The sequence below is a fragment of the Shewanella chilikensis genome (genome assembly GCF_002836945.1).
Taxonomy (GTDB): Bacteria; Pseudomonadota; Gammaproteobacteria; order Enterobacterales; family Shewanellaceae; genus Shewanella; species Shewanella chilikensis.
In genome coordinates this window covers 1-22,350 of sequence record NZ_NIJM01000053.1, presented here as the reverse complement: position 1 = coordinate 22,350, position 22,350 = coordinate 1, and the positions used below count along the sequence as shown (strand labels likewise).

20 protein-coding genes are annotated in these 22,350 nt (G+C 53.3%); 12 read left to right on the top strand and 8 right to left on the bottom strand.

What is annotated here, in order from left to right; genetic code table 11:
- Window positions 1-240 precede the first annotated feature (240 nt).
- A complete protein-coding gene (locus CX651_RS16385) occupies window positions 241-2,181 on the top strand; it encodes an ATP-dependent DNA helicase (protein WP_101056903.1) in 1,941 nt (646 codons plus the stop codon).
- Between the two features lie 118 nt (window positions 2,182-2,299).
- Here the strand turns inward: CX651_RS16385 and hemB are convergent, their stop codons facing one another.
- From hemB to CX651_RS16365, 4 genes are all read right to left on the bottom strand, one after another.
- Window positions 2,300-3,310: a porphobilinogen synthase gene (gene hemB, locus CX651_RS16380; protein WP_101056902.1), complete on the bottom strand. Its 1,011-nt coding sequence runs from the start codon at window positions 3,308-3,310 to the stop codon at window positions 2,300-2,302.
- Window positions 3,311-3,461: 151 nt separating this feature from the next.
- Window positions 3,462-3,896 carry a hypothetical protein gene (locus tag CX651_RS16375; protein ID WP_101056901.1) on the bottom strand — a complete coding sequence of 145 codons (435 nt, stop codon included), beginning with the start codon at window positions 3,894-3,896 and terminating at the stop codon, window positions 3,462-3,464.
- Window positions 3,897-3,940: 44 nt separating this feature from the next.
- Window positions 3,941-4,876 carry a zinc dependent phospholipase C family protein gene (locus tag CX651_RS16370; protein ID WP_101056900.1) on the bottom strand — a complete coding sequence of 312 codons (936 nt, stop codon included), beginning with the start codon at window positions 4,874-4,876 and terminating at the stop codon, window positions 3,941-3,943.
- Window positions 4,877-5,051: 175 nt separating this feature from the next.
- Window positions 5,052-6,347, bottom strand: a complete 1,296-nt coding sequence (locus CX651_RS16365; RefSeq protein ID WP_101056899.1) for an MATE family efflux transporter — start codon at window positions 6,345-6,347, stop codon at window positions 5,052-5,054.
- A 169-nt stretch (window positions 6,348-6,516) separates the two neighbouring features.
- Here CX651_RS16365 and tsaB point away from each other — a divergent pair, with 169 nt between their 5' ends.
- The 7 genes from tsaB (at window position 6,517) to rnd (ending at window position 13,237) form a co-directional block, all read left to right on the top strand.
- On the top strand, window positions 6,517-7,233 hold the full coding sequence (tsaB, locus tag CX651_RS16360) for a tRNA (adenosine(37)-N6)-threonylcarbamoyltransferase complex dimerization subunit type 1 TsaB (RefSeq protein ID WP_071476593.1): 717 nt from the start codon (window positions 6,517-6,519) through the stop codon (window positions 7,231-7,233).
- Between the two features lie 59 nt (window positions 7,234-7,292).
- Window positions 7,293-7,595, top strand: a complete 303-nt coding sequence (locus CX651_RS16355; protein WP_101056898.1) for a hypothetical protein — start codon at window positions 7,293-7,295, stop codon at window positions 7,593-7,595.
- Window positions 7,582-8,289 carry a M50 family metallopeptidase gene (locus CX651_RS16350; RefSeq protein WP_101056897.1) on the top strand — a complete coding sequence of 236 codons (708 nt, stop codon included), beginning with the start codon at window positions 7,582-7,584 and terminating at the stop codon, window positions 8,287-8,289. The genes CX651_RS16355 and CX651_RS16350 overlap by 14 nt, the downstream gene beginning before the upstream one ends.
- 126 nt (window positions 8,290-8,415) lie before the next feature.
- Window positions 8,416-9,261 carry a class I SAM-dependent methyltransferase gene (locus tag CX651_RS16345; RefSeq protein ID WP_373296794.1) on the top strand — a complete coding sequence of 282 codons (846 nt, stop codon included), beginning with the start codon at window positions 8,416-8,418 and terminating at the stop codon, window positions 9,259-9,261.
- A gap of 21 nt (window positions 9,262-9,282) precedes the next feature.
- The gene (locus tag CX651_RS16340) at window positions 9,283-10,176 is read left to right on the top strand and encodes an alpha/beta fold hydrolase (protein ID WP_101056896.1); all 894 of its coding nucleotides are present in this window, start codon (window positions 9,283-9,285) and stop codon (window positions 10,174-10,176) included.
- Between the two features lie 206 nt (window positions 10,177-10,382).
- Window positions 10,383-12,056 carry a long-chain-fatty-acid--CoA ligase FadD gene (fadD, locus tag CX651_RS16335; protein WP_101056895.1) on the top strand — a complete coding sequence of 558 codons (1,674 nt, stop codon included), beginning with the start codon at window positions 10,383-10,385 and terminating at the stop codon, window positions 12,054-12,056.
- Window positions 12,057-12,127: 71 nt separating this feature from the next.
- Window positions 12,128-13,237 carry a ribonuclease D gene (rnd, locus tag CX651_RS16330; protein ID WP_101056911.1) on the top strand — a complete coding sequence of 370 codons (1,110 nt, stop codon included), beginning with the start codon at window positions 12,128-12,130 and terminating at the stop codon, window positions 13,235-13,237.
- Window positions 13,238-13,424: 187 nt separating this feature from the next.
- Here rnd and CX651_RS16325 read toward each other — a convergent pair whose 3' ends face one another.
- From CX651_RS16325 to gloB, 3 genes are all read right to left on the bottom strand, one after another.
- Window positions 13,425-14,975, bottom strand: a complete 1,551-nt coding sequence (locus tag CX651_RS16325) for a methyl-accepting chemotaxis protein (protein ID WP_101056894.1) — start codon at window positions 14,973-14,975, stop codon at window positions 13,425-13,427.
- 166 nt (window positions 14,976-15,141) lie between these two features.
- Window positions 15,142-16,695 carry a LysM peptidoglycan-binding domain-containing protein gene (locus tag CX651_RS16320; RefSeq protein ID WP_224866303.1) on the bottom strand — a complete coding sequence of 518 codons (1,554 nt, stop codon included), beginning with the start codon at window positions 16,693-16,695 and terminating at the stop codon, window positions 15,142-15,144.
- Window positions 16,696-16,947: 252 nt separating this feature from the next.
- A complete protein-coding gene (gene gloB, locus CX651_RS16315) occupies window positions 16,948-17,760 on the bottom strand; it encodes a hydroxyacylglutathione hydrolase (protein ID WP_101056892.1) in 813 nt (270 codons plus the stop codon).
- 116 nt (window positions 17,761-17,876) lie between these two features.
- On the opposite strand from gloB, the gene CX651_RS16310 reads away from it, so the two are divergent.
- Both CX651_RS16310 and CX651_RS16305 read left to right on the top strand, forming a co-directional pair.
- A complete protein-coding gene (locus tag CX651_RS16310) occupies window positions 17,877-18,620 on the top strand; it encodes a class I SAM-dependent methyltransferase (RefSeq protein WP_101056891.1) in 744 nt (247 codons plus the stop codon).
- A gap of 5 nt (window positions 18,621-18,625) precedes the next feature.
- Window positions 18,626-19,543 carry a LysR substrate-binding domain-containing protein gene (locus tag CX651_RS16305; RefSeq protein WP_101056890.1) on the top strand — a complete coding sequence of 306 codons (918 nt, stop codon included), beginning with the start codon at window positions 18,626-18,628 and terminating at the stop codon, window positions 19,541-19,543.
- A 27-nt stretch (window positions 19,544-19,570) separates the two neighbouring features.
- Here the strand turns inward: CX651_RS16305 and rnhA are convergent, their stop codons facing one another.
- The gene (gene rnhA, locus CX651_RS16300; protein ID WP_100143809.1) at window positions 19,571-20,047 is read right to left on the bottom strand and encodes a ribonuclease HI; all 477 of its coding nucleotides are present in this window, start codon (window positions 20,045-20,047) and stop codon (window positions 19,571-19,573) included.
- Between the two features lie 72 nt (window positions 20,048-20,119).
- On the opposite strand from rnhA, the gene dnaQ reads away from it, so the two are divergent.
- Both dnaQ and CX651_RS16290 read left to right on the top strand, forming a co-directional pair.
- Window positions 20,120-20,866 (top strand): DNA polymerase III subunit epsilon, encoded by a 747-nt coding sequence (dnaQ, locus tag CX651_RS16295; protein WP_039033209.1) that lies wholly within the window; start codon window positions 20,120-20,122, stop codon window positions 20,864-20,866.
- Window positions 20,867-20,874: 8 nt separating this feature from the next.
- A complete protein-coding gene (locus tag CX651_RS16290) occupies window positions 20,875-22,194 on the top strand; it encodes a TIGR03503 family protein (protein ID WP_101056889.1) in 1,320 nt (439 codons plus the stop codon).
- Window positions 22,195-22,350: the final 156 nt, after the last annotated feature.

Here is a 22,350-nt window from a genome sequence, read left to right as displayed (position 1 = left end):
GCTGGAATTTGCAACACCCAAAATCAAAAAATGTCTGCTGCTTGAAAAGGATTCATCAAGCGGCCCGCTTGGGCATAAGTTTGCGAATCGTTAGCCTGAAGAGTTTGGTTTAAGTGGTTATGTTAACTATATCAATGCCAACTCTGTTGGGTAGAGCGGCTTGGCGATAAGGTTTGTCCCTTGTATCCGTCACTCAAATAGCGATAATGCACGCCATACCCCAGGGCAAAATGGAGCACAATGCGTAATCGACTCGTTAGCGAAACGGCACTGGCCTTCGCCCCGGGCGGCCCTTTGGCCTCCAATATCAGGGGCTTCAAGCCTAGAGAGCAACAACTGGAGATGGCCCGCGAAGTGGCCCAGTTACTCCATGGCTCAAGCGGCGCTGCAGTGCCTTTGGTGCTCGAAGCCGGCACCGGGGTTGGCAAGACCTTCGGTTATCTGATCCCGGCGCTGCTTTCAGGCAAGCAGGTGATTGTCTCCACCGGCTCAAAGAACCTGCAAGAACAGCTGTTTTATAAAGATCTGCCGGCCTTGCTGCAGATGCTGGATCTGCAAGTTCGGGTGGCGCTGCTCAAAGGGCGCAACAATTATCTGTGTCAGTTGTTGCTGGAGCAGCAGTTGGATGGCGCCCAGAGCCGCAGCCCGGAAGTGCTCGATGATCTGCTCAGGATAAATCAATGGGCCGCGGCCAGCACAGATGGCGATCTCGGTACTCTGGCCACGGTTTCCGAACAGTCGCCGGCACTGGCGCTGGTGGCTTCTTCGAAAGAGCGCTGCACCGGCAAGCGCTGCGCCTTCTATGACAGCTGCTTTACCCGCAAGGCCAGACAGAAGAGCCTGGAAGCCAGGATTATCGTGGTTAACCATCATCTGTTTTTTGCCGACAGGATCCTCAAGGATACCGGCTTTGCCGAGTTGTTGCCCGATGCCGATGCGGTGATTTTCGATGAGGCTCACCTGCTTGCCGATATTGCCGTAACCTACTTTGGTCGCCAATTGTCGCTCGCGGCCATGCAGCGAGTGCTGGAGCGGGTGGAAGCGGTATATCAACAGGAACTCAGGGATACTTCACAACTGAGCGATCTCGCCAGGCGCTGCGGCTCCCGCCTGGCGGATTGGGCGCAGATGACCCAGGCTTCCGGGCAAAGCGACTGGCGGCCCCTGTTGGCCGATAAAGAACTTGCGAGGCAATGCTGGCAGCTGCTCGAAGAGTTTCGGGCGCTGGAGCGGGTGATGCTGGCCAATATCGGTCGCAGTGATGAACTGGATGATTGCCTGGAAAAATGGCTAGATTACTGTGTGCAGCTGGAGCAGTTTTTCAACTGTGAAGACCAAAGTGCGGCTTACAGCATAGAGCAGGGCAGTCGGTTGCCGACGCTGAGAATGGCGCCTATTGATGTTGCCAAGGCGTGTCAGGCGCTGTTTGAGGTGCAAACCCGTTGGCTATTTACCTCGGCAACGCTACAGGTGAATCGCAGCCTGAACCATTTTTGCCGGACATTGGGGCTTAAGGGGGCCAGGGAGCTTATTCTGGACAGCCCTTTTAACTACCGACGCCAGGCAATTTTGTGTGTCCCCAGGGAGCTTGGGGATGTGCGATCTGAAGGGGATTATCAGTTTCGGCGCCTGCTTGAGGTGTGCGAGCAGGCGATTAATGCGGCCAAGGGCCGAACCTTTATTTTGTTTACCAGTCACAGGATGCTCCAACGGGTGGCGCAGGCGCTTCATGGTCGCAGCCGCTATCCACTCTTGGTGCAAGGCAGCGCCGGCAAGCAGACACTGCTGAAAAAGTTTCGTCAGCTGGGTAATGCCGTGCTGCTGGGCACCGGCAGTTTTTGGGAAGGCGTGGATGTGCGCGGCAAGTTACTCTCTTGCGTGATAATCGACAAACTGCCCTTTGTGTCTCCGGACGATAATCTCTATCGCGCCAGAGCCGCAGAGATCAGTAAGCGACAGGGTGACCCCTTTGTGGAGTTGGCCTTGCCCCAGGCTGTGATAGCACTCAAACAGGGTGTTGGACGGCTAATTCGTGACGAGAGCGACCGCGGTGTGCTAATTCTCTGTGATAATCGCATCGTTAATCGCAGTTATGGTCAGGCATTTCTCAACTCCTTGCCGCCCATGTACAGGACCCGCAATTTGCAATCTGCCTTGTCTTTTCTTGAAAGAATAGATTGATTAAAAACAGTTGGATACTGTATTTGAGAGTGTTAATTCAATTTTTGGAACAAATAAATTGATAGTAAAAAGGCGCCTAAAACTAGGCGCCTTTTGCCCTCTGTCTCTGTACTAGCTATTAGCCGCGATCTGCGGCCAGCCAGGAAGCAAATTGCTTGGTGTAGTAACTGACAATCAAGCTGGCACCGGCGCGTTTGAAGCCGACAAAGCTTTCGGTAACCACGGCCCTTTCGTCCAGAGCGCCGGCCAGAGCCGCGAACTTGATCCCGGCATATTCACCGCCCACATGATAAGCCGCCAAAGGCAACTCGGTACGCTCTCTCAATTGTGACAACACATCCAGATAAGGCGTACCTGGTTTCACCATCAGAATATCGGCGCCTTCCTCTTCATCGAGCAGGGCCTCCAACAGTGCTTGCCGGCCATTGGCGCTATCCAGTTGATAACCTTTACGATTGCCGCTGAGTTCACAATCTACCGCCGCCCGGAATGGGCCGTAGAAAGAGGAGGCAAACTTGGCCGAGTGGGCCAAAATGGCGACATTTTCAAAACCGGCTGCATCCAGGCCTTCGCGTATCGCCCGAATTTGGCCATCCATCATGGCCGAAGGGGCGAGCATGTCGGCACCGGCGCGGGCAGCGCAGACAGACTGCTTGACCAGGTTTTCCACAGTCGCGTCATTACAAACTTCATTGTGCTCGACCACACCGCAGTGGCCGTGATCTGTGTACTCGCAGAAACAGATATCCGGGATCACCAGCATCTCGGGCGCTTCCTGCTTGATGGTGCGGATCATCCGTGCCAGCAGGCCGTCATCGTTCCAGGTATCGCTGCCGATGGCATCTTTATGGTGTGAAATACCAAAGGGCATTACATAGCGGACTCCGAGGGCCTTCAGCTCACGGATCTCAGCTGCCAGCATGCTCTCGGGCAATCTGCTGATCCCGGGAAGGGTGCTGATGGCCACAGGCTCAGTAATGCCTTCTTCGATGAACAGTGGGTGTACCAGATCTGTCAGGGAAACTTGCTGCTCGCGAACCAGATCCCGCATGGCTTCTGAACTGCGAAGACGGCGAAGACGACGAAGAGGTTTAGTGAAGCTGCCGTGACGGCAATGACTGTCTGACATGAGATTTCCTTTACTGCTATGGCGGGTGCCTGTTTGCCGAATATTGTCTCAAGACTCGGTAATGAGCACTAAGCTATTGAGGTTAAAGGGGCGCAAGCGCCCAAGTGCGCCTAGGATACCCTTTGCAGGAAACGCGATACTATGACGAGGGTCACAGTTCACCCAGGCAGATGTTGGCAGGTGCAATACTGGTCTCACAGGGACTTGTTCCCTGTTGCCATTGCTGCTTGTCGAGCTTGGCGGTGCAACCACTGTCTTCCATCAGGGCCCGCTCACCGTCTGCGCTGCACAGCAACAAGAGGGCATGATCCTCGATGCGAAACAGGTGCAGTTGGTATTGGCTGAATGGCTCGAGCAGGGAGGCGTCATGGGCTGTGGCCAACGCCAGTAAAGTTTGGCCGTCGAGATTGGCCGGATGATTTTCATAACGTATGGTGGCCTCGGCGGCGCTGGTCACCTTGGTCAGTGCCGGTGCCAGTTGTTGGTAGTCTTGTTCATGCCTGTCACCCAGACCGCAGCCACCAAGTGTCGGTAGCAGCGCCAGCAACAGGCAGACGATTGGGCCTTGATGGAAAATTGATTTCATCCTTGAATCCTTATCTACAAATAGTAGGTCAGCGCTAGTTCCTGTTAGGCCTGTTCCTGCCAAAAGGCCAGTTTACCTGCGGCATCCCGGCCCGTGTCCAAATTCCAATCTTTGATACTCTCCAGATAGGCGCTATCTTGCTCCAGCACACCGCTGGCGATAAGTTGCCAAAAGTGTTTGACGTTTTCTCTGGCGCGCAGAAAAATCGCGTCATAGTGCATATCGCCCTCAGGGGTGGTCAGGGTTAAATATGCTTTTTCAATCAGCTCCTGCTCTGGGTAGAGAACGGCGAACTTGACGCCCAGGTGGCGGGCAAACGGCAGCAGTCTGTTGCCTTCCTCGGCAATCTTGTCCACCACAGTGATAAAGCCTTTATGCCAGTCATTGATGGCCGGCGGATTATTGGCCCACTCATCGATATAAACATCTTTGAAGCAGTTGTCCCACAATCTCTCTATGACAGGATCCAGTTTCTGGCCTGTGGCATCGCAGCAGGCGGCAATGCCGGAATCCAGGTGTTCGGATAGACCTATTGCCCCGAGATTGAGCTTGGGATAGATGTAGGCATCCTGATGCATTTCACAATGCCTGTGGGCATCGGCGTTGTCTTTGTAGGGGCCTACTTTCATCTCAATAACCGGATGGACAGTGATATCTGTGATCACATGGGCACAATAGCCCAGCAACCAGGCCAGGCCCTTGTCGCGTTCTTCCCCTTCACTGCAGGCCAGATGACGAACGCCGGCTTTGAGCATTTCGCCGCTATGCTGGTAATGCATCTTGTCGGCCCAGCTTTTGGCCTGTTGGCGATCATTGAGGGCAAGATAGGGATAATCCGGGCTGACAGCCCCGAGCTCGCAGTATTTGAAGTGCTTCAGTAAGGCGCGAATAGCGTCCTTGGGCATATGGGTAACCGCCTCCAGCTCAAGTGGCTGTCTGAGGCTGTTGACCATGGTGAGGTGTGCATAGGCGCCTGGCATTCCCTGGCCTCCAATCCTTTGCTATTGCGTGCGGTTCCTTGGGGTTAACCTTAGCCGCTTAAGGTGACAACGGCCATAGCCCGAAGCTACTATCAAGCGCAATTCACTCAAGAGTAAATCAGACTGGCCGCTTCCCTTGGTTGATACCCGGAAACCACCATGCCGCCTTCCTTAGTTAGGATACGGCTGGTGAAGCTTGGGCTCTACTGCGGCGGATATGGCGCTCGACCAGAGCACCTATCAGGTACATCATCAGGTAACCGCAGCCGAGGGCGAGGATTACCGCCACCACATTGGCCGTCAATTGCCTGAGCAGGAAGAAGGCGCCCACCAGAGTAATGATGCCGGCCAGGCGGATCAGCAAACTGGCATTAAAGTAGCCTTCGGCCTTGATATAGGCCAGTTGATAACCGTTGAGCATCAAAAAGATGAAGAAAATGGCATAGTGCAGCAGTACCGGGACGGCGCCGTGATACTGGGGCGGAAACAGCATTCTGAACAGACTATCGCCGCCCAGCAGCATGACAACAAAGAAACTGGTGCTGACAATTAGCGCCAGCTTGTAGAGCCAGTGTTTGATGGCGCGGATCTGTTCATTGTCCCGGGCGCGAACACAGACCGCCAATTCCGGCAATACGAAGCGGTAGATAGGGAATACAAACAGCAAGGTCATGTAGGTGAATACCGGTCTGACCACCACTTGGAAATCCCCCAGCTCTTCGACACTGAAATAACGTATGGTCAGTAGTACGGTAATATAGATCATCAGAATGCTTGAACCGGCCTCGAGCGAGGCGGTGACACTGCGCTTCATAAAGCTCTTCAGCGCCGGCTCAAGATTGACCTTGGCGAGCGGCGCGGTGGCGATTTGGCGCCGCCTTCTCAGATACATAAAGACCGCGATAATCAGAGACGACAGCGTCGTGGCGTAAAAGAGTGCTCCCAGCGGCGCCATGCTCAGCCCGTAGTAACACAGGGCAAAGGCCAGCACCAAAGACAGCGGCTCCATCCAGGTTACCTTGTTGCTGATTTCATAGAGACGATACATGGCAACCAGGTTGGTAAAGTACACCTTGAGCCCCATGCTGACTATGATGCCCACCAGTTGCAGGTACTCCACATCTATGGCGAGTTTGTGCTTGATATAGGGCAGTATAATGCCCCAGGTCAGCAGCACTACAAGTATCAGCACATAGCGGAAAATATTGATGATATCCCTGTCGTTGCGGGTCTGGCTGTATGACACCACCATAGACGAGCGAAAGCCTGTCATCAGGATAAGTGACAGCGAGATGATATCGATAACTGTGTGGTAGATAGCCAGATCCGCCTTGGGAACCCAGCTTGCGAGCCAGACTTTAAAGGAAAACCCGATTGCTATGCTGATGAGCGTGGCCCAAATACCGGCGACAAAGGCACGTTTCAACCGCGAAACTGCGGTTTCATTGGAAGACTGAGAGAGGCTGGACATAACAGACGCTAACCGAAAAGGGGACTCTATATTAGTTGAGAACTGTTCTCATTGTCCATGATAAGGATCACAAGGGCAGATCCGGGCTTGGTTTCGGCGTATTTGATGGTATGATCCCGCCGCTATTAACTCGCCGAAGGCTATACCTTCGCTTATCAAGGTTTAAACCATGACATCGACTACACTTGCCAATTCTCCTGTTATTCTGGCTCTGGATACCTGTACCGAACTCTGCTCAGCGGCGCTGGCATGGCAAGGTGGCAGTATTGCCGAATCTGTCGATGCTCCCCGTGAACATAGCCAAAGATTGCTGCCCATGATAGAGAACTTGCTGAGCCAATCCGGGCTCAAGATGCAGGATATCGGCCTTATCGCCTATGGCCGAGGGCCAGGCAGTTTCACCGGCATCCGCATCTGCACTTCTATGACTCAAGGGTTGGCGCTGGGGCTGGATGTACCTGTAATCGGTATCTCTACCTTGGCTGCCATGGCGCAGCAAGCGATAACCGAACATGGTGCGCAGCAGGTGATTTGTGCCATAGATGCCCGCATGGGCGAAATCTATTGGGCGGCGTTTGAACAGGAATCCGGCCTGGCCAAACTGGTGGGCATAGAGCAAGTGAGCGCCCCTGAGACAATGACCTCGCCCTTTGCCAATGCGGACAAGGTGTATTGCTGCGGTACAGGGTTTGACGCCTACCCGGCACTGTTACAACATGCCGAGAACTTGACCTTGCTGGATGCGGTGAAATATCCTCAAGCCAGTGCTATGCTTGCTTTGGCAAGCCTTGGCTGGCAACAAGGACAGGCCACCTCGGTCGATGAGCTGGCGCCTGTGTATTTGCGAGATACAGTTGCCTGGAAGAAACTGCCGGGAAGGGAATAGGGCTTCAGGCGGGTTAACTGCCTCAAGGGCTTGGGGCAAACGGGGATCAAACCAGTATCATGATGATCAAGCAGACGGGACATCCGGGGGCAGTTCAAAGTCTGTCGCAGGCGGTAGCCGGCAACAGGCCACCTGAGAGTGCCCAGCAAACCATTGAAACTCAAGATGAAATCCTTGTCAGCCCATCCAGACAGTTGCTCGAGTTTGACAGCCAAGCCCTTAACGACAAATACCAACAAAGAGAGCAACTTAAGCGGGAAACCGCAGGTCATTCTGATGCTATCGCCCTCTATCTTCATACCCAACACGCCGCGCAGCGGGACGCTATCTCAGCCATGGTGGGCATAGATGTCTACGCCTGACAATCCCGCCGCCGATAACGCGTTTGTAAAACCGTCCCATTCTCTGGCGTTGCCGGGAAGAGGCCAGTTTCTGCTGGAACTCTTGCTGGCCTTGATGTTGACTCATCTGCCCTATGTCTCTGTACCTTTTAAATGGTTGGAAAGCTATTTCCATGAATTGTCTCATGCGCTAGCCACGCTGTTAAGCGGCGGGATTGTCAGCCATATCCAACTCTTTCCGAGTGGCGCCGGTTTCTGCTTCAGTCAGGGCGGTTGGCCGCTCCTTATCGGCTTCAGTGGTTATTTGGGCGCGGCCTTTTGGGGCTGCCTGCTTTACCACCTGGCCACTTGGCCGCGGGGGATCCGTGTCAGTTTCGCCTTTATCGGCGCCTTGGTGCTGCTCACCATACTGCTGTGGGGACGGGACTTACTGACTCTGAGTATCCTCATTAGTCTGAGTGTATTGTTTTTGCTGCCGCTGAAATTTGGCGGCAATCGACTGCTCAGCGGCAGCTTGCGCCTAGTGGCCTTGATGGTGATGCTCAACGCGCTCGCCAGCCCAGCAGTATTGCTGGGGCTGGACAACAGGGGAGATGCGGTATTGCTGGCTGAGCACAGCTGGGTGCCTGCGTTCGTCTGGGTATTGCTGTGGTTCGCTTCCGGCTTATTGGCGTTACTGCTTTGCTGGCGCCGCATAGATGGAAAATCAAACTGATCCTTGGCAAGTCTGCCGCTCACTGTTAGCTTGAACTCCAATCTTATTTGGCACCAGTGCGTGCCAAAAAGTCGTTTCGGCGGGTTTGTTGCCGCAGCATAAATCCACATTCAAAGGAGAAGGGAAATGGAATACAAGCAATTTAATCGCAAGCTGGCAACGCCGCTTGGCAAGGCGTTGCTGTTTGCAGGCATGCTGCTTGGCAGCGGTGCGCTGCAGGCCGGCGAACAGGCGTTGCAGGAGGCGGTTAACAGTGACTTTCGCCGGGAAGCCAATGTCGAGCGCGACCAATATCGTCATCCAGAGCAGACACTGGCTTTTTTCGGGATCAGTGCGGAGCAAACCGTGATTGAGCTCTGGCCCGGCGGCGGCTGGTACACAGAAATCCTAGCGCCTATGTTGGCGGACAAGGGGCAGTATATTGCCGCCGGTTTTAACACAGCGCCGCAGGAAGACACCCCGGGCAGCCGTTATCGGGCCAAAGCGGGCAAGCGTTATCTAGAATGGCTGCAAGCCCACCCCAAAGAGCTTGGCAAAATCGAACAGGTGGTTTTGGATCCTCCCGCACAGGTTAAACTGGGAGAAGATGCCAGCGCCGATGCTGTACTCACTTTCAGAAACCTGCATAACTGGGCCAGTCAGGGGCAACTGCAAACCGTGTTTCAGGCTGCTTTTAATGTGCTTAAAGATGGCGGCGTCTTTGGTGTGGTTGAGCACAGGGGCAAAGCCGGTAACGGCCCTGACAGCGGCTACATGATGCAGGATGAGATGATAGCACTGGCAGAAAAGGTCGGCTTCACCTTGGAAGCCAGCAGTGAGATCAACGCCAATGCCAAGGACAGTAAGGATTACCCCAAAGGCGTCTGGACCTTGCCGCCGACATTGCGACTGGGTGAGCAGGACAGGGACACTTATCTCAAGATAGGAGAAAGTGACCGTATGACACTCAAATTTATCAAAAAAGCGAACTGATACACTGACAACAGAGGCATTATGTGGCAACCTTCCGCCCCCGTAAAAGCACTGAAGATCCCGCTGCCGCACCTCACGCTGGCTGCCCAATGCTGGGGAGCGGAAGATAAGCCGCTGTTACTGGCATTGCATGGATGGCTGGATAACAGTAACAGCTTTGCTCCTTTGGCCGAGAAGTTGATGAATGATTATCGTATTCTTGCCATTGATTGGCCGGGGCATGGTTTATCGGAACACAGGCCAGGGAGTTATCCGCTGCACTGGATTGACTATCTGTATGATCTTGAGCAGCTGCTGGACCACTTGGCCGGCGATGCACCAGTCACTCTGTTGGGGCACTCGCTTGGGGGAATCGTTGCCAGTGCTTATGCTGCCGCATTTCCCGAGCGAGTTGCCAAGTTGCTGTTGATTGAAGCCTTTGCACCTCTTTATGAGGCGGTGGAGCAGGCCAAACCCAGGCTGAGAAAGAGCTTTGCTGCCCACAAGCGTATGCTCGCCAGCAAACGTAGCCAAGTGGTTTATGACAGTATCGAACCGGCCATCAAAGCCAGAGTGCAGTTGACCGGCTTGGCAGAGCCCTGGTCCAGATTATTGGTGACACGCAATATGCAAATTGATGCACAGGGTGCCAGATGGCGCAGTGACCCAAGGCTGCGGCTTGACTCGCCGATGCGACTTTGTTTTGAGCAGGTAGCATCCCTGATGCAGGGGATCGCCATCCCCAGCTTACTTATCACGGGTGAGCAGGGATTTCCCGGATTGGTGCAGAGTTTACCCCAGGCACGTGCCTGGTACAGCGAGTTGCAAATAGTACAACTACCAGGGGATCACCATCTGCATATGGCGAACGCCGATGGGGTAGCGCAAACTCTGGCCGGATTTCTCCAAGGTAGAAAATCCAATCCGGGGGACTAGGCAAATAAAAGCTTTTATGTGATGATGATCAAAATTTTAAACGCTCGTATGATTTTTTGCGGCGCGAAAGTTAACTACCAAGAGTCGAGGCCAAAGGCCTTAATAAGAACTTTATAAAAAATACTCAGTGCTTTGCCCGCAGATGCTGCGGGCTTTAACGACATAGAGAGTCGTTTCCGCTGAAGACGGAATTTTAGGAGAGATTTGTGGACCAGCCCTGGATTAACAGTTTGCCTGCCGACGTGCCTGCCGAAATTGATACCAGCCGCTATGCTTCCTTGCTGGAGATGTTGGAATCAGCGGTCAATACCTACGCCGATCAACCCGCATTCGTCAATATGGGTGCAACCCTGACGTACCGAAAACTGGAAGAGCGCAGCCGGGCCTTTGCCGCCTATTTGCAAAATGATCTCAAATTGCAAAAGGGCGATCGGGTGGCGATCATGATGCCGAACCTACTGCAATACCCCATCGCCCTGTTTGGTGTGTTGCGGGCCGGTATGGTTGTGGTCAACGTCAATCCGCTTTATACCCCGAGAGAGCTAAAGCACCAGTTGGTCGACTCCGGCGCCAAGGCGATAGTGGTAGTGTCCAACTTTGCCAGCACACTGGAGCAAGTGGTCGATCAAACTCCGGTCAAGAATGTGATTATTACTGGGCTTGGCGATCTCTTGAGTGCGCCCAAGCGTACCTTGGTTAATTTTGTGGTGAAGTATATCAAGCGCCTGGTGCCCAAATACTCTTTGCCACACGCCATCTCTATGCGCCGGGCGCTTCGGGCCGGTAAAAAGGCACAGTACGTCAAGCCTGTGGTCAAGAGTGATGATATCGCCTTTTTGCAGTATACCGGCGGTACCACTGGCGTTTCCAAGGGCGCCATGCTCAGCCATGGCAACATAGTTGCCAACGTATTGCAGGCCAACGGTGCTTACGCCCCTTTGCTCAACGATGGCAAGGAGTTTGTGGTAACCGCCTTGCCGCTTTACCATATTTTCGCCTTAACGGTGAATTGTTTGCTGTTCCTGCATAAAGGCGCCAATAACTTATTGATCACCAATCCAAGGGATATCCCGGGATTTGTGGCGGAACTGAAGAAAACACCTTTCACTGCTCTCACTGGGGTGAATACCCTGTTTAATGCTCTGGTCAACAGCGAAGAGTTTGCCGCTCTGGACTTCTCCCGCCTCAAACTTTCTATTGGTGGTGGAATGGCGGTGCAGCGCGCCGTGGCCGACAAGTGGCAGAACATCACCAAGACTCGTTTGCTTGAAGGATATGGCCTGACCGAAGCTTCACCTCTGGTGGCTTGTTGCCCTTACGATCTGGCTGGTTACAACGGCTCTATCGGCTTACCTGCGCCTTCGACGCAAATTCAAGTGCGTGGCGATGATGGTCAGGTGTTGCCTCAGGGGGAGACGGGTGAACTTTTTGCCAAGGGGCCTCAGGTGATGTTGGGCTACTGGCAACGTCCGGAAGAAACCACCAAAGTTATCGACAAAGATGGTTGGTTGGCCACAGGTGATATCGGCTATATGGATGAAAAAGGTTTTTTCTATATTGTTGATCGCAAGAAGGACATGATCCTGGTTTCCGGCTTCAACGTCTTCCCCAATGAAGTGGAAGAGGTGGTGGCCTTGCATCCCAAGGTGGTTGAAGTGGCTGCAGTAGGGGTGCCCCACGAGGTCAGTGGCGAACTGGTGAAGATTTTTGTGGTGGCAAAAGACAAATCTTTGACCGAGAAAGAGCTTATCAAACACTGTCGACATCATTTAACAGGATATAAGGTGCCGAAGCTGATAGAATTCAGGGACGAATTGCCGAAAACCAATGTAGGAAAGATCCTGCGCAGAGAACTCAGAGATGAGGCCAAATCTGCATAATATAGAGAGCCGGCGCCAGCCGGCTCTTGTGTTTCCGAGACCTGGAAACTCGCGCAGGATGGGAGTTGAAGTTGCAAGATTACCTGTATGTAAAAGATGACGCCACCCTGGCACAGCTGGTGGCTCAATACCGTGATGCCGAACTGCTGGTGCTAGATACCGAATTTGTACGCACCCGTACTTATTATGCTTGTTTAGGGCTTATTCAGGCCTATGACGGCAAGACCTTGGCTCTGATAGATCCCTTGGCCATCTCGGATCTGTCGGGCTTTTGGGCCTTGTTGACCGATGAGAAGATCACCAAGTTGTTGCACTCCTGCAGTGAAGACTTGGAAGTGTTTGCCCGCCAGGGTCAGTGTCAACCAAAGCCTTTGTTCGACAGTCAACTGGCAGCGGCCATTGCCGGCATGGGGCATGGCCTGGGTTATGCCAAGTTGGTGCATGAGTGTCTGGGAGTGGAGCTCGACAAGGGCGAGTCCCGTACCGACTGGTTGAAAAGGCCGTTATCAGAGGCGCAGCTCAGTTATGCCGCCAATGATGTCTATTATCTCTACCAACTCTATCCTCAGCTGCAGCAGAAACTACAGCAACAGGGCCGGATTGAGTGGGCATTGGAAGAAAGTCGGCGCATGACAGAAGGGCGTCTGGATCCGCCGGATGAAGACACGGCCTATCTTAGAGTCAAAAACGCCTTTCAGTTGAGTACACCACAATTGGCTGTGCTTAAGGTGCTGGCGGCCTGGCGTTTGCGTAAAGCGTTAGCAAAGGATATGGCGTTGGGTTTTGTCATGAAAGATCATGCCCTTATCGGCTTGGCTAAGCGTCAGCCAAGAGGGATCAATGATGTGCTTGCCATGAAAGAGCTGACAGATCATGAAAAGCGTCTTTACGCCAAAGATGTGCTCAAGGTTATGGCCAAGGCGGATATGAGCAATCTGCCTGAGCCCTTGGATGTGCTGGCGCTCAAGCCCGGATACAAGAGCGCTTTCAAAACCATTAAGCAGTGCTTGAGTGAGGTTGCAGAATCCGAAAGTGTGCCCATGGAGTTGCTTGGCTCCAAGCGTCATATTCACGAATACCTTGAATGGGTATGGGATGGCAAACAAGGGGCCTCGCCCTTGGTGTTGCAGGGATGGCGCGGTCAACTTGTGGCTGATAAATTGGCAAAATTGCCACTCTGATCCAGGTTTGACTTATATGACTTTGGAACTTGGAGACATTTGACTGGTAAATTTTTGGCATTCCCTTCAGGGAGCCGCGTTGTGTTCTAACGCGGTTTCCATGGGGAATGCCATAGGTGAACACAGGTGTTTTTACACGCTTTGACAAATGGCGCCTACCTGGAAAAATATCGCCGTTGCTTTGTTGTCAGAACTGGGCGATGAGCTCTTTTTGACGTTCGCTTTGCCTGGTGAGCTCCTTTCCGTGATGGCTTGCGGCTTCACTGTTATCGGTTAAACAGCCAACGCCCTGTTGCAACTGTTCTGAATGGCGGTGTAACTGTTCTACCACACAGGCTTGCTGCTCGGTGGCAACGGCTATTTGCTGGCTATGGGCGGCAATTCGGCCCAGTGCACTGGTGGCTTCGTCCAACCGTTGCGCCAACTTTTGCTCCAGTTGCAGACTTTCTTTGGTCAGTTGCTGGCTGCGCTCCATCTCGGTCACTGTCTGGCGACTTTGCAGACTGAGCTCGGCAATAATTTGATGTATTTCACCGGCGGATTCAGAGGAGCGTTTGGCTAGGTTTCGCACCTCATCTGCCACTACGGCAAATCCGCGGCCGGCTTCACCGGCTCGGGCCGCTTCGATAGCCGCATTGAGCGCCAGCAGATTGGTTTGATCGGAAAGTTGCTCAATCACTTCCAACACAGTGTTTATACTACTGCAGCGTTTGTCCAATGCCAGCAACTGTGCTTCAACCTTCGCAAGCAGAGCGGTGACTTCGCTGTTGGCGGCGCGGCTGGCGACCAGAGCTTCTAGAGTGTGCCGGTTGCTTTGCTCAAGCTCAGTCACTTCGTTGGCCGTTTCGGCTGATGTATCAGCAATCTCGGTCACGGCTCCTCTGAGTTCGTTGATGGCATCACCTTGCTGTTTCAGGGCGCCGGTTTGCTGTGCCAGTTCGCGGTAGTTGGCATCGACGGCAGCCTGATGGGCACTCAAACTGTTATCGAGGATCTCACCACTGTCTTTTATTCGTCCTGTGATGGCGAATATCTCGGCCTGCTGCATTCTCAAACTCAATTCCAGTTCGGCGAGTTCATCTGTGCTGTTGCAGTAAATAGCCTGCATTAGTGGGTTATTCTGTACTCCGCGGCTGAATTGACTGACTTTATTTAACCTTTGTTTGAGCCTGAAAAGACTCCAGCCCATCAAAGTTGCCGCTGCGCTGACCGGTGCAAGTTGCCAGAGACCGCTTAGCCAGGGCAGGGGCACCAAGGATAGCAGTGATGCACCCCAACAGAGCGCCAGCTTTGCCGTTAGCCCTATTCGAAAGCGTGGCAGTATCGATTTCCCTTGATTGATAGCCTGATAGCAGGTCTCGGCTCTGGCAATCAGCTCAGGGCTAGCCTTGGTACGTACAGATTGATATTCAACTATTTTACCCTTGCGGCGAATCGGGGTGACGTAGGCGTTGACCCAGTAGTGACCGCCGTCCTTGCGGCGGTTTTTAACCAAGCCCATCCAGCTGTTGCCACTCTTGACCTGATGCCAGAGATCGGCAAACGCCTCCTTGGGCATATGAGGATGGCGCACTATGTTGTGACCATGCCCCAAGAGTTCCTCACGAGAAAAGCCGCAAAGATCAATAAACTCCTGATTGATATGGGTGATGCGCCCTTTGAGATCTGTGGTGGATAGAATGCGGGCATTTTCCGTCACAGGTGTTTCAATGTCGGTAATGGGCAAATCTCTGTTCATCGTGATTTTGTTTAGGCTGGATTAATTCAGCGGACGATTATCAACAAAGAGGAGTGTCAAATTTGTGACAGCGCACGAATGGATTATGATTGTAATATAATAACTTGCAAAAGTTTGAACGGGATCATAAGCGGCACCTTGGGTGCCGCTTGAGTAGGAGTTTTTATCAGGTCTTGACGCGGGTCACATCCACGAACAGGGTCAACATCTGTCCGGGTTGCAGGTACTTACTGGCCTTGAGCTGGTTCCATTCCAGCAGATCATCCACACTGACATTGAACTTGCTGGCGATTCGAGCCAGCGAATCACCGGAGCGAACCTTGTATTTCACTGTGCGCATTACGGCATTGGCACTCTGGGATTGCCCAGAGGCTTTAGTCCAGATGGTCAGCTGTTTGCCGGGACGCAGCGGCGTCTTGGCGGAGATCCCGTTCCATTTCACCAGTTCATTGACACTGACGCCGTTATCCTTGGCTATCTGCCACAGGGAGTCACCGGACTTGACCTGGTAGCTGCGTTTGCTCTTGCCGGACTTATTCTGACCCAGACGTTGCTCCTTGGAGAGCGGGTAGGCCGATGCATCCTTGAGGGCGACCGGGATCAACAGGTGCTTACCGGCGACAATATTGTTGCCACTGATGCCATTGACAGAACGAATAACATCGATACTGGTATGATGCTTCTTGGCTATCATGCCAAGAGAGTCACCCTTGCGGATCTTGTATCTGAGCCAGTTGAGGCGCTCGCTTGGTTCCGTACTGGCCAGGGCAATTTCAAACTCTTTCGCTTTGTCCAGCGGCAGTACCAGCTTGTGTGGCCCTTCCGGTGCAGTGGCCCAGCGATTAAAACCTGGGTTGAACTGTTGCAACTCATTGACCTCCATGCCGGCAAGACGCGCCGCCAGGGCCAGATCTATCTGGCTGCCGACATCGACAACTTCCAGTTTCTGCTCGTTGGCAATTGGTGTCAGGTTAATGCCGTATTTGTCGGCGTTTTTGATCACATCGGCCAGTGCCAGCAGTTGCGGCACATAACGCTCGGTTTCCTTGGGCAGCGACAGGGACCAGAAGTCTGTAGGTTGTCCCTTTTGACGGTTACGCTTGACCGCGTTCAACACCCGACCTTCGCCAGTGTTATATGCGGCAATGGCATAGAGCCAGTTCTCGCCCGTTTTTTCGTAAAGGTATTCCATCATATTCAGAGCGGCAGTGGTAGCTGCGGGAACGTCGCGGCGTCCGTCATACCACCAGTTGATCTCCAGGCCAAAATGCAACGCCATTGGCGAGGTAAACTGCCATAATCCTGAGGCGGCACCATGGGAGTAGGCGAAAGGATCGAAGGCACTTTCCACTATCGGCAGCAGTGCCAGCTCCATCGGCAGTTTGCGCTCTTCTATCTGCTCGACAATCAGATACATGAAGGGAGCGGCTCGCTCGGAGATCTGCTCCAGGTGTCTTGGATTATCTATGTACCATTGACGGTATTGGCGCACCAGCTTTTCATCGGGAACCGACATATTGAGTTGGTTGCGGATCCGCTGCCACACGTCAGTGACAACAATTTCCGGCTCGCTGATGACTTGTGGAGCCTGAGTAATGATCGGAGCTGGGGTGGCCTTAACCGGCGCTTCGGCAGTAGACTCCGGCGCTTGAGATAGCAGCTGACAGCCGCCAAGCAGGGATAGGCTCCCCGCCAATATAAAAAATCTGATTTGCTTCAAAAACAGCAATCCTCGAATGATGGCCTGAACAGACAGGCAAACGCACATCAAACGGAAACCCGGGATAGGCCTGGTCCCTTGGCCCGGGATAGTACCTTGGGTGGTATTTTTACCCTGGTTTGGTTTCCGTGGTGAAAAAGAAGCGTCGTCACTGAAAGCCAATATTGTCATTTAAAACAATTAGATAAATATATCTTGGCTGAACGTTGTCATAATAACGACACAAAAAAGCGGCTTATTGTAACCCGGTTTTCAGAAATTGTCTTTCCATTGCCTGAGAACTGCAAAGCGGCTCACGGGATCATTGCAGGGCTGACCGCTGTGGGATTCGAGCCTGCTCTGCAATGTGTTCTTTTGGCAGCGCATAAAGGGGTTGATGGCCTTTTCACGGCCAATAGTAGAGGGGAGTGTGGGTTGTTGCTGCTCACGCAGCGCTTCTGCGGTAAGCATGTAATCTGCAAGCGCTTGGTTGTCCGGCTCAATAGCTTTGGCAAAACGCAGATTGGCCAAAGTGTACTCATGGGTGCAATACACCTTGGTGCTGTCATCGAGGGCGGCAAACTGACCCAAAGAGTGGTACATCTGTTCGGCGCTGCCTTCAAACAGGCGGCCGCAGCCGGCGCAGAACAGGGTATCGCCGCAAAAGAGTGCATCGTCAATCAAATAAGCGATATGATCCAGCGTGTGCCCGGGAACCTTAAACACTCGGCACTCAAGAGCAAACTGGCCATTTCCTGGCTCAAGCCGATATCCGCCTTCCTCTGTTAGTGGCTGGGTAATGCCTTTGATGGCCGGATTGGCTGGCCCGTAAACCGGGAGCGAGTCGAAAGCTTCCTTCAAGGCCAGGATGCCGCCGGTATGGTCGCTGTGGTGGTGAGTTATCAGTACTCCGGCCAAAGTCAGGTCATTTTGTGCCAAAAATGCCAATACGGGCGCGGCATCACCCGGGTCTACCACCCAACAACTATCACCTTTGGGGGCGACTATGGCCCAGATATAGTTGTCATCGAAGGCAGCTATCGGCGTTATCTGAGGCCGGGCACGGGTGACATGGACGTTGGACATAAGCTCAAAGCTCCTTTAAGTCGGCGGGATCAGTTTCAATTTTACTGAGCCTCATACTTGCTTGTATAGGGGATTCGTTATTAAGCTGAGCCTAGAATGGCTTAACCGGAGTATCTATGCCTCTCTCGTCTGAGTCCAGACCCAGTTCCTGGGACAGTTTGCCTGCCGGTGAGACTATCAAACGTGAGCTGGAAAGCAAACTGACCTATTGGTGGCCCAGGGTGTTTGGTTATCATTTGTTGCGCCTGGGTGCCTTAAGCCGCGAACTCGAGATCAAAAATTGCCCGGTCGGGCATCAATTTTCCCTTTATCCAGATAAAGGTGCTTCGATAGTTGCCGATTTTGCCGAGCTGCCGCTGGCCCCGGCCAGCATAGATGCAGTAGTGATGAACCTGGTGCTGGAGTTTGAGGCGGATCCTTATCGGATTTTGCGTGAAGCCGACCGGGTGCTGGTCAGCGGCGGTTATCTTTTTATAGTAGGAATTAATCCATTCAGTTGCGCCTTTTTCGGCAAGCTGCTGCCCAGGTTTCAGCAGGCCTTACCCTGGAGTGGTCAGTTCTTTATGCCGGCCAGGGTCAAGGACTGGCTGGGGCTTTTAGGGTATCAGTTGGTGCACGATGAGCGGCTCTTGTATCACTCGCTGCTCAGCGAGGCGGCGCCCTTGAGGATATGGCATCATTGGCAGCAAAAATGGCTACCGGGTACCGGTTCGCTGTATCTGTTGGTGGCCCGCAAGCTGGATTCGCCTTTAACCCCTTTGGGGGATAAGCGCCGCCAGCGGATCCCTGGTTGGCAACCCACGCCAACGCCGGGATTCTCCGGCAGGCAATTGGAGCGCCACACTAAAGAAGAGCAATAATTTTAATGCGTATCACCCTGAAACAGCTGATGATTTTTGAAGCCGTAGCCCGTACAGGCCAGGTGGCCAAAGCGGCAGAGCGGATTAATCTTTCCGCGCCGGCTACCTCGATGGCACTGTCAGAGCTTGAAAAGCAACTCGATGCCCGTTTATTTGAGCGTATTGGCAACCGTTTGCAGCTTAACTCCCAAGGCAGCTTGCTGTTACCGCTGGCCAGCGATGTGCTGCAGCGCATCGAGCGTATAGAGCAGGCTTTTACTCCGAGCAACCACGAGCTGGCCGGTATGTTGAATGTCAGTGCCAGTTCCACCATAGGCAATTTTCTGCTGGCCAAAGCAGCGGTTGCATTCAGCCAGCAGCACGTTCAGACCCAGGTGGATCTGGCGATAGACAATACCCGTAAGGTTATCCGTGATGTGGCCGAGTTTCGCGCCGAGTTAGGCTTCATTGAAGGTTATTGTCTCGATAGTCGAATCGTCGTGCTGCCCTGGCATCAGGACTGCCTCAAGGTGTTCTGCCATCCGGCGCACCCGTTGGCGGGACGTAAGGTCACGCCAAGTGAGCTCAAGGGGCTCTCCTGGGTATTGAGAGAAGAGGGCTCGGGTACCCGGGAGTACTTTGTCGATGCCGCCAACCGCTTGGACTTGCAGCCAGAAGCCCGTTTCTGCTTCCCAACTCCTGATGCCATCAAACAGGCGGTGAAGCAGGGCGCCGGGCTTGGGGTTTTGTCCGAACTGACATTGGATAAAGAGCTGGCCCGTAGAGAGCTGGCATTGGTGGAGGTGGAGGGGCTGGCGCTCGAACGGCCGTTTTACCTTATTCGCCACAAGAGCCACAGCCTGACGCCATTGGCGCAGGCCTTTATCGATTTTTGCGGCAAATTTTTGAAACTCAAGGCAGTCGCGGATAAAGGTGGTCATTAGAGACCAAGCCTCTAAAGACTATAGCCATTAAAGACTGGCCTGATAACCCTGATCGACTGTGGCAGGGTTGGCCTCGGCGGCTTCTCTTGCCAGGGCGTCGCAACGCTCGTTCTCCGGGTGTCCGGCGTGGCCCTTGACCCAGCGCCAGTCTATCTGGTGTTGTTGCGTGGCCTTATCCAGCCGCTGCCAGAGATCGACATTTTTCACCGGCGTCTTGTTGGAAGTGACCCAGCCTTTTTTCTTCCAGCCGTGGATCCATTGGGTGATCCCCTGACGCATATATTGGCTATCGCTGGTCAGCACGATTTTGCAAGGTTCTTTCAGGCTTTCCAGCGCGATAATGGGGGCCAGCAGCTCCATGCGGTTGTTGGTTGTCAGGGCAAAGCCACCGGAGAGTTCTTTGGTATGTTGTTTATAGCGCATGACGACACCATAGCCGCCGGGGCCGGGGTTGCCCAGGCAAGAGCCATCGGTGTATATCTGGATCTGTTTCAGTTCGCTCATCAAGTTGTTACCATATCCGGCAAATGCGGGCGAGTATACCCGTAAATTCACTCAGGAAGCTGCAAAAAATAGATGAATATCATATCGAATGCCAGTCGGCAGATCATTCTGGATACCGAAACCACAGGTATGAACCAGGGCGCAGGCCCCGTCTATCAAGGCCACAGGATCATTGAAATCGGCTGTGTGGAAGTGATTAACCGGCGCCTGACCGGCCGCACTTTCCATCAATACATTAATCCGGGGCAACCCATTGATGAAGAAGCGATCGCGGTTCACGGTATTACCAATGAGAGAGTGGCCAACGAACCCAGATTCCATGAAATTGCCGCCGACTTTATCGCTTTTATTCAAGGGGCTGAGATTGTGGCTCACAACGCCTCGTTTGACGTGAGCTTTATGGATCATGAGTTTTCCATGACCAACCCCAGGGGACCGGTGACGGCGGATATTTGCCAGATCCTCGACTCCTTGGCCATCGCCAAGTTTTTGCACCCAGGGCAAAAGAACAATCTGGACGCCCTGTGTAAGCGCTACCATATAGACAACTCCCGCCGTGAATATCACGGCGCTTTGCTCGATGCCGAGATCCTCGCCGACGTATATCTGGCGATGACAGGTGGCCAGACCAAGTTCAACCTCTCCAGCGATCAAGCCGGTCAGGAAGCCGGTGGCATCATGCGTCTCGATACCAATCGCGCAAAACTTAAAGTGATCGCCGCATCGGCCGATGAACTGAATATGCATGAGCAAAGGCTCGATTTAGTCGCAAAATCAGGCAAGTGCCTCTGGCGTGACGAGCCACAACCTATGGATTGAAGCAAATAATGGGATTGAGATCAGTGCTGGGCCTCATAGTGTGCCTGCTGCTTGGCCTTGGGGGGGCGACAGCTGCCGAGATAGTCCCCAAGGAACAGGCCTCTGAGCTTAAAAACCGTTTTCGGGTCGACCATATGGTCGACAGAATCGTACTGCTGGTGCAGCGGGAATATGGCTCCGCCCCTGTAGTGGTGGTCTTGCCCGATGGCAGTAAATGGTATGCCTCGCGCCACCCGGAGAATGTCAAGTGGACCGATGGGGTTACAGGCGACATGATTTCGGTGGAAAACCCTGTGCCCGGCCCTTGGCAGCTTATCGGTAAAGTGGTGCCCGGCTCGCAAATTACCCGGGTTTCCGAGCTGGGGATTGAGGTGGATGAACTACCTCAGCCTCTTTATCAAGGCGAACGGCTTAAATTGACAGCCCATCTCACCGGTGACTCGCTGAGAATGCGGCTGCCTGGGCTTGAATATTTATTGAGATGGACCGCGCGTTTTGCCTCATCCCATCAACCAGGTGATGAAAACTTTGCTGCCGGCACCCTGATTGTCGGCAGTTATCAGGATAACGGTGAAGCGCTGGATGAAAGGCCAGATGACGGCACTTTCACTGCAAACATTAACCTCAACCAGCCCTGGGGGGATTACACCCTGCAGGTCAATGTGCAAAACGATGTGTTTGAACGTGAGTTTAAACAGGTATTTAGATTGGAGCCTACTCCCGTGGACATCAAGGTGCTGGAGCCGGACGACCCTTTGACTCAGCCATGGGGCCTGTCGCTGAGTGCCAACCCTGATATTCTGCGCCTTGAGGAAACCTATTTTGATCTAGAACTCTTGGGACCGGCTGGGTTGCAATTGCCTTTTACCGTGCGTCAGCCCAAGGAAGGTACCACACAGCTTGTGTTGCCCCAGGTGAGTGATTTTGGCAGTTACCGCATCAAGGGTACTGTCTTCAGTACAGATAAACAGGGAAGGGAACTGGTATTGAGTTTGCCGGAACGTTTCTTCAATTTCGTTGAGCCTCCCAAGCCGCCACCGAGCGCCGAAGAGATGGCCGCCAGGGCTGCAGTAATAGCAGCCAAAGAAGAGGCGGCAGCCAAAGAAAATGCCCTTTACCTGATCATAGGCGGTAACGTTTTGCTACTGCTGTTTGGGATCGGCGCCATTCTATTTTGGCGCAAGCGCCAAAGTTTGAAACAGGCCTTGGCTGCGGCTGAGGCCCAAATGCTGGTTCAGCAACAGCCCACGCCCGAGGTTAATACGTTACAGGAAATCGATTTGACGCTGCCGGATGAGGATGAGCAAAAATCAAACAGAACACTTTGATTATTAGTGGTTTGCTGATTTTTTGGCTGGTTGAGAGCCGATTAAAGAAAAAGTTGTTGACGCTGGCATAGGCTCTACGTATTATTCCCGGCAACTTGAGTGGAGCGGTAGTTCAGTTGGTTAGAATACCGGCCTGTCACGCCGGGGGTCGCGGGT

What these genes read in the sequence shown, in the direction of transcription:
- CX651_RS16385 (WP_101056903.1), top strand. Translation starts at nt 241, where the DNA reads ATGCGTAATCGACTCGTTAGCGAAACGGCACTGGCCTTCGCCCCGGGC.
- hemB (WP_101056902.1), bottom strand. Translation starts at nt 3,310, where the DNA reads ATGTCAGACAGTCATTGCCGTCACGGCAGCTTCACTAAACCTCTTCGT.
- CX651_RS16375 (WP_101056901.1), bottom strand. Translation starts at nt 3,896, where the DNA reads ATGAAATCAATTTTCCATCAAGGCCCAATCGTCTGCCTGTTGCTGGCG.
- CX651_RS16370 (WP_101056900.1), bottom strand. Translation starts at nt 4,876, where the DNA reads ATGCCAGGCGCCTATGCACACCTCACCATGGTCAACAGCCTCAGACAG.
- CX651_RS16365 (WP_101056899.1), bottom strand. Translation starts at nt 6,347, where the DNA reads ATGTCCAGCCTCTCTCAGTCTTCCAATGAAACCGCAGTTTCGCGGTTG.
- tsaB (WP_071476593.1), top strand. Translation starts at nt 6,517, where the DNA reads ATGACATCGACTACACTTGCCAATTCTCCTGTTATTCTGGCTCTGGAT.
- CX651_RS16355 (WP_101056898.1), top strand. Translation starts at nt 7,293, where the DNA reads ATGATGATCAAGCAGACGGGACATCCGGGGGCAGTTCAAAGTCTGTCG.
- CX651_RS16350 (WP_101056897.1), top strand. Translation starts at nt 7,582, where the DNA reads ATGTCTACGCCTGACAATCCCGCCGCCGATAACGCGTTTGTAAAACCG.
- CX651_RS16345 (WP_373296794.1), top strand. Translation starts at nt 8,416, where the DNA reads ATGGAATACAAGCAATTTAATCGCAAGCTGGCAACGCCGCTTGGCAAG.
- CX651_RS16340 (WP_101056896.1), top strand. Translation starts at nt 9,283, where the DNA reads ATGTGGCAACCTTCCGCCCCCGTAAAAGCACTGAAGATCCCGCTGCCG.
- CX651_RS16325 (WP_101056894.1), bottom strand. Translation starts at nt 14,975, where the DNA reads ATGAACAGAGATTTGCCCATTACCGACATTGAAACACCTGTGACGGAA.
- gloB (WP_101056892.1), bottom strand. Translation starts at nt 17,760, where the DNA reads ATGTCCAACGTCCATGTCACCCGTGCCCGGCCTCAGATAACGCCGATA.
- CX651_RS16310 (WP_101056891.1), top strand. Translation starts at nt 17,877, where the DNA reads ATGCCTCTCTCGTCTGAGTCCAGACCCAGTTCCTGGGACAGTTTGCCT.
- CX651_RS16305 (WP_101056890.1), top strand. Translation starts at nt 18,626, where the DNA reads ATGCGTATCACCCTGAAACAGCTGATGATTTTTGAAGCCGTAGCCCGT.
- rnhA (WP_100143809.1), bottom strand. Translation starts at nt 20,047, where the DNA reads ATGAGCGAACTGAAACAGATCCAGATATACACCGATGGCTCTTGCCTG.
- dnaQ (WP_039033209.1), top strand. Translation starts at nt 20,120, where the DNA reads ATGAATATCATATCGAATGCCAGTCGGCAGATCATTCTGGATACCGAA.
- CX651_RS16290 (WP_101056889.1), top strand. Translation starts at nt 20,875, where the DNA reads ATGGGATTGAGATCAGTGCTGGGCCTCATAGTGTGCCTGCTGCTTGGC.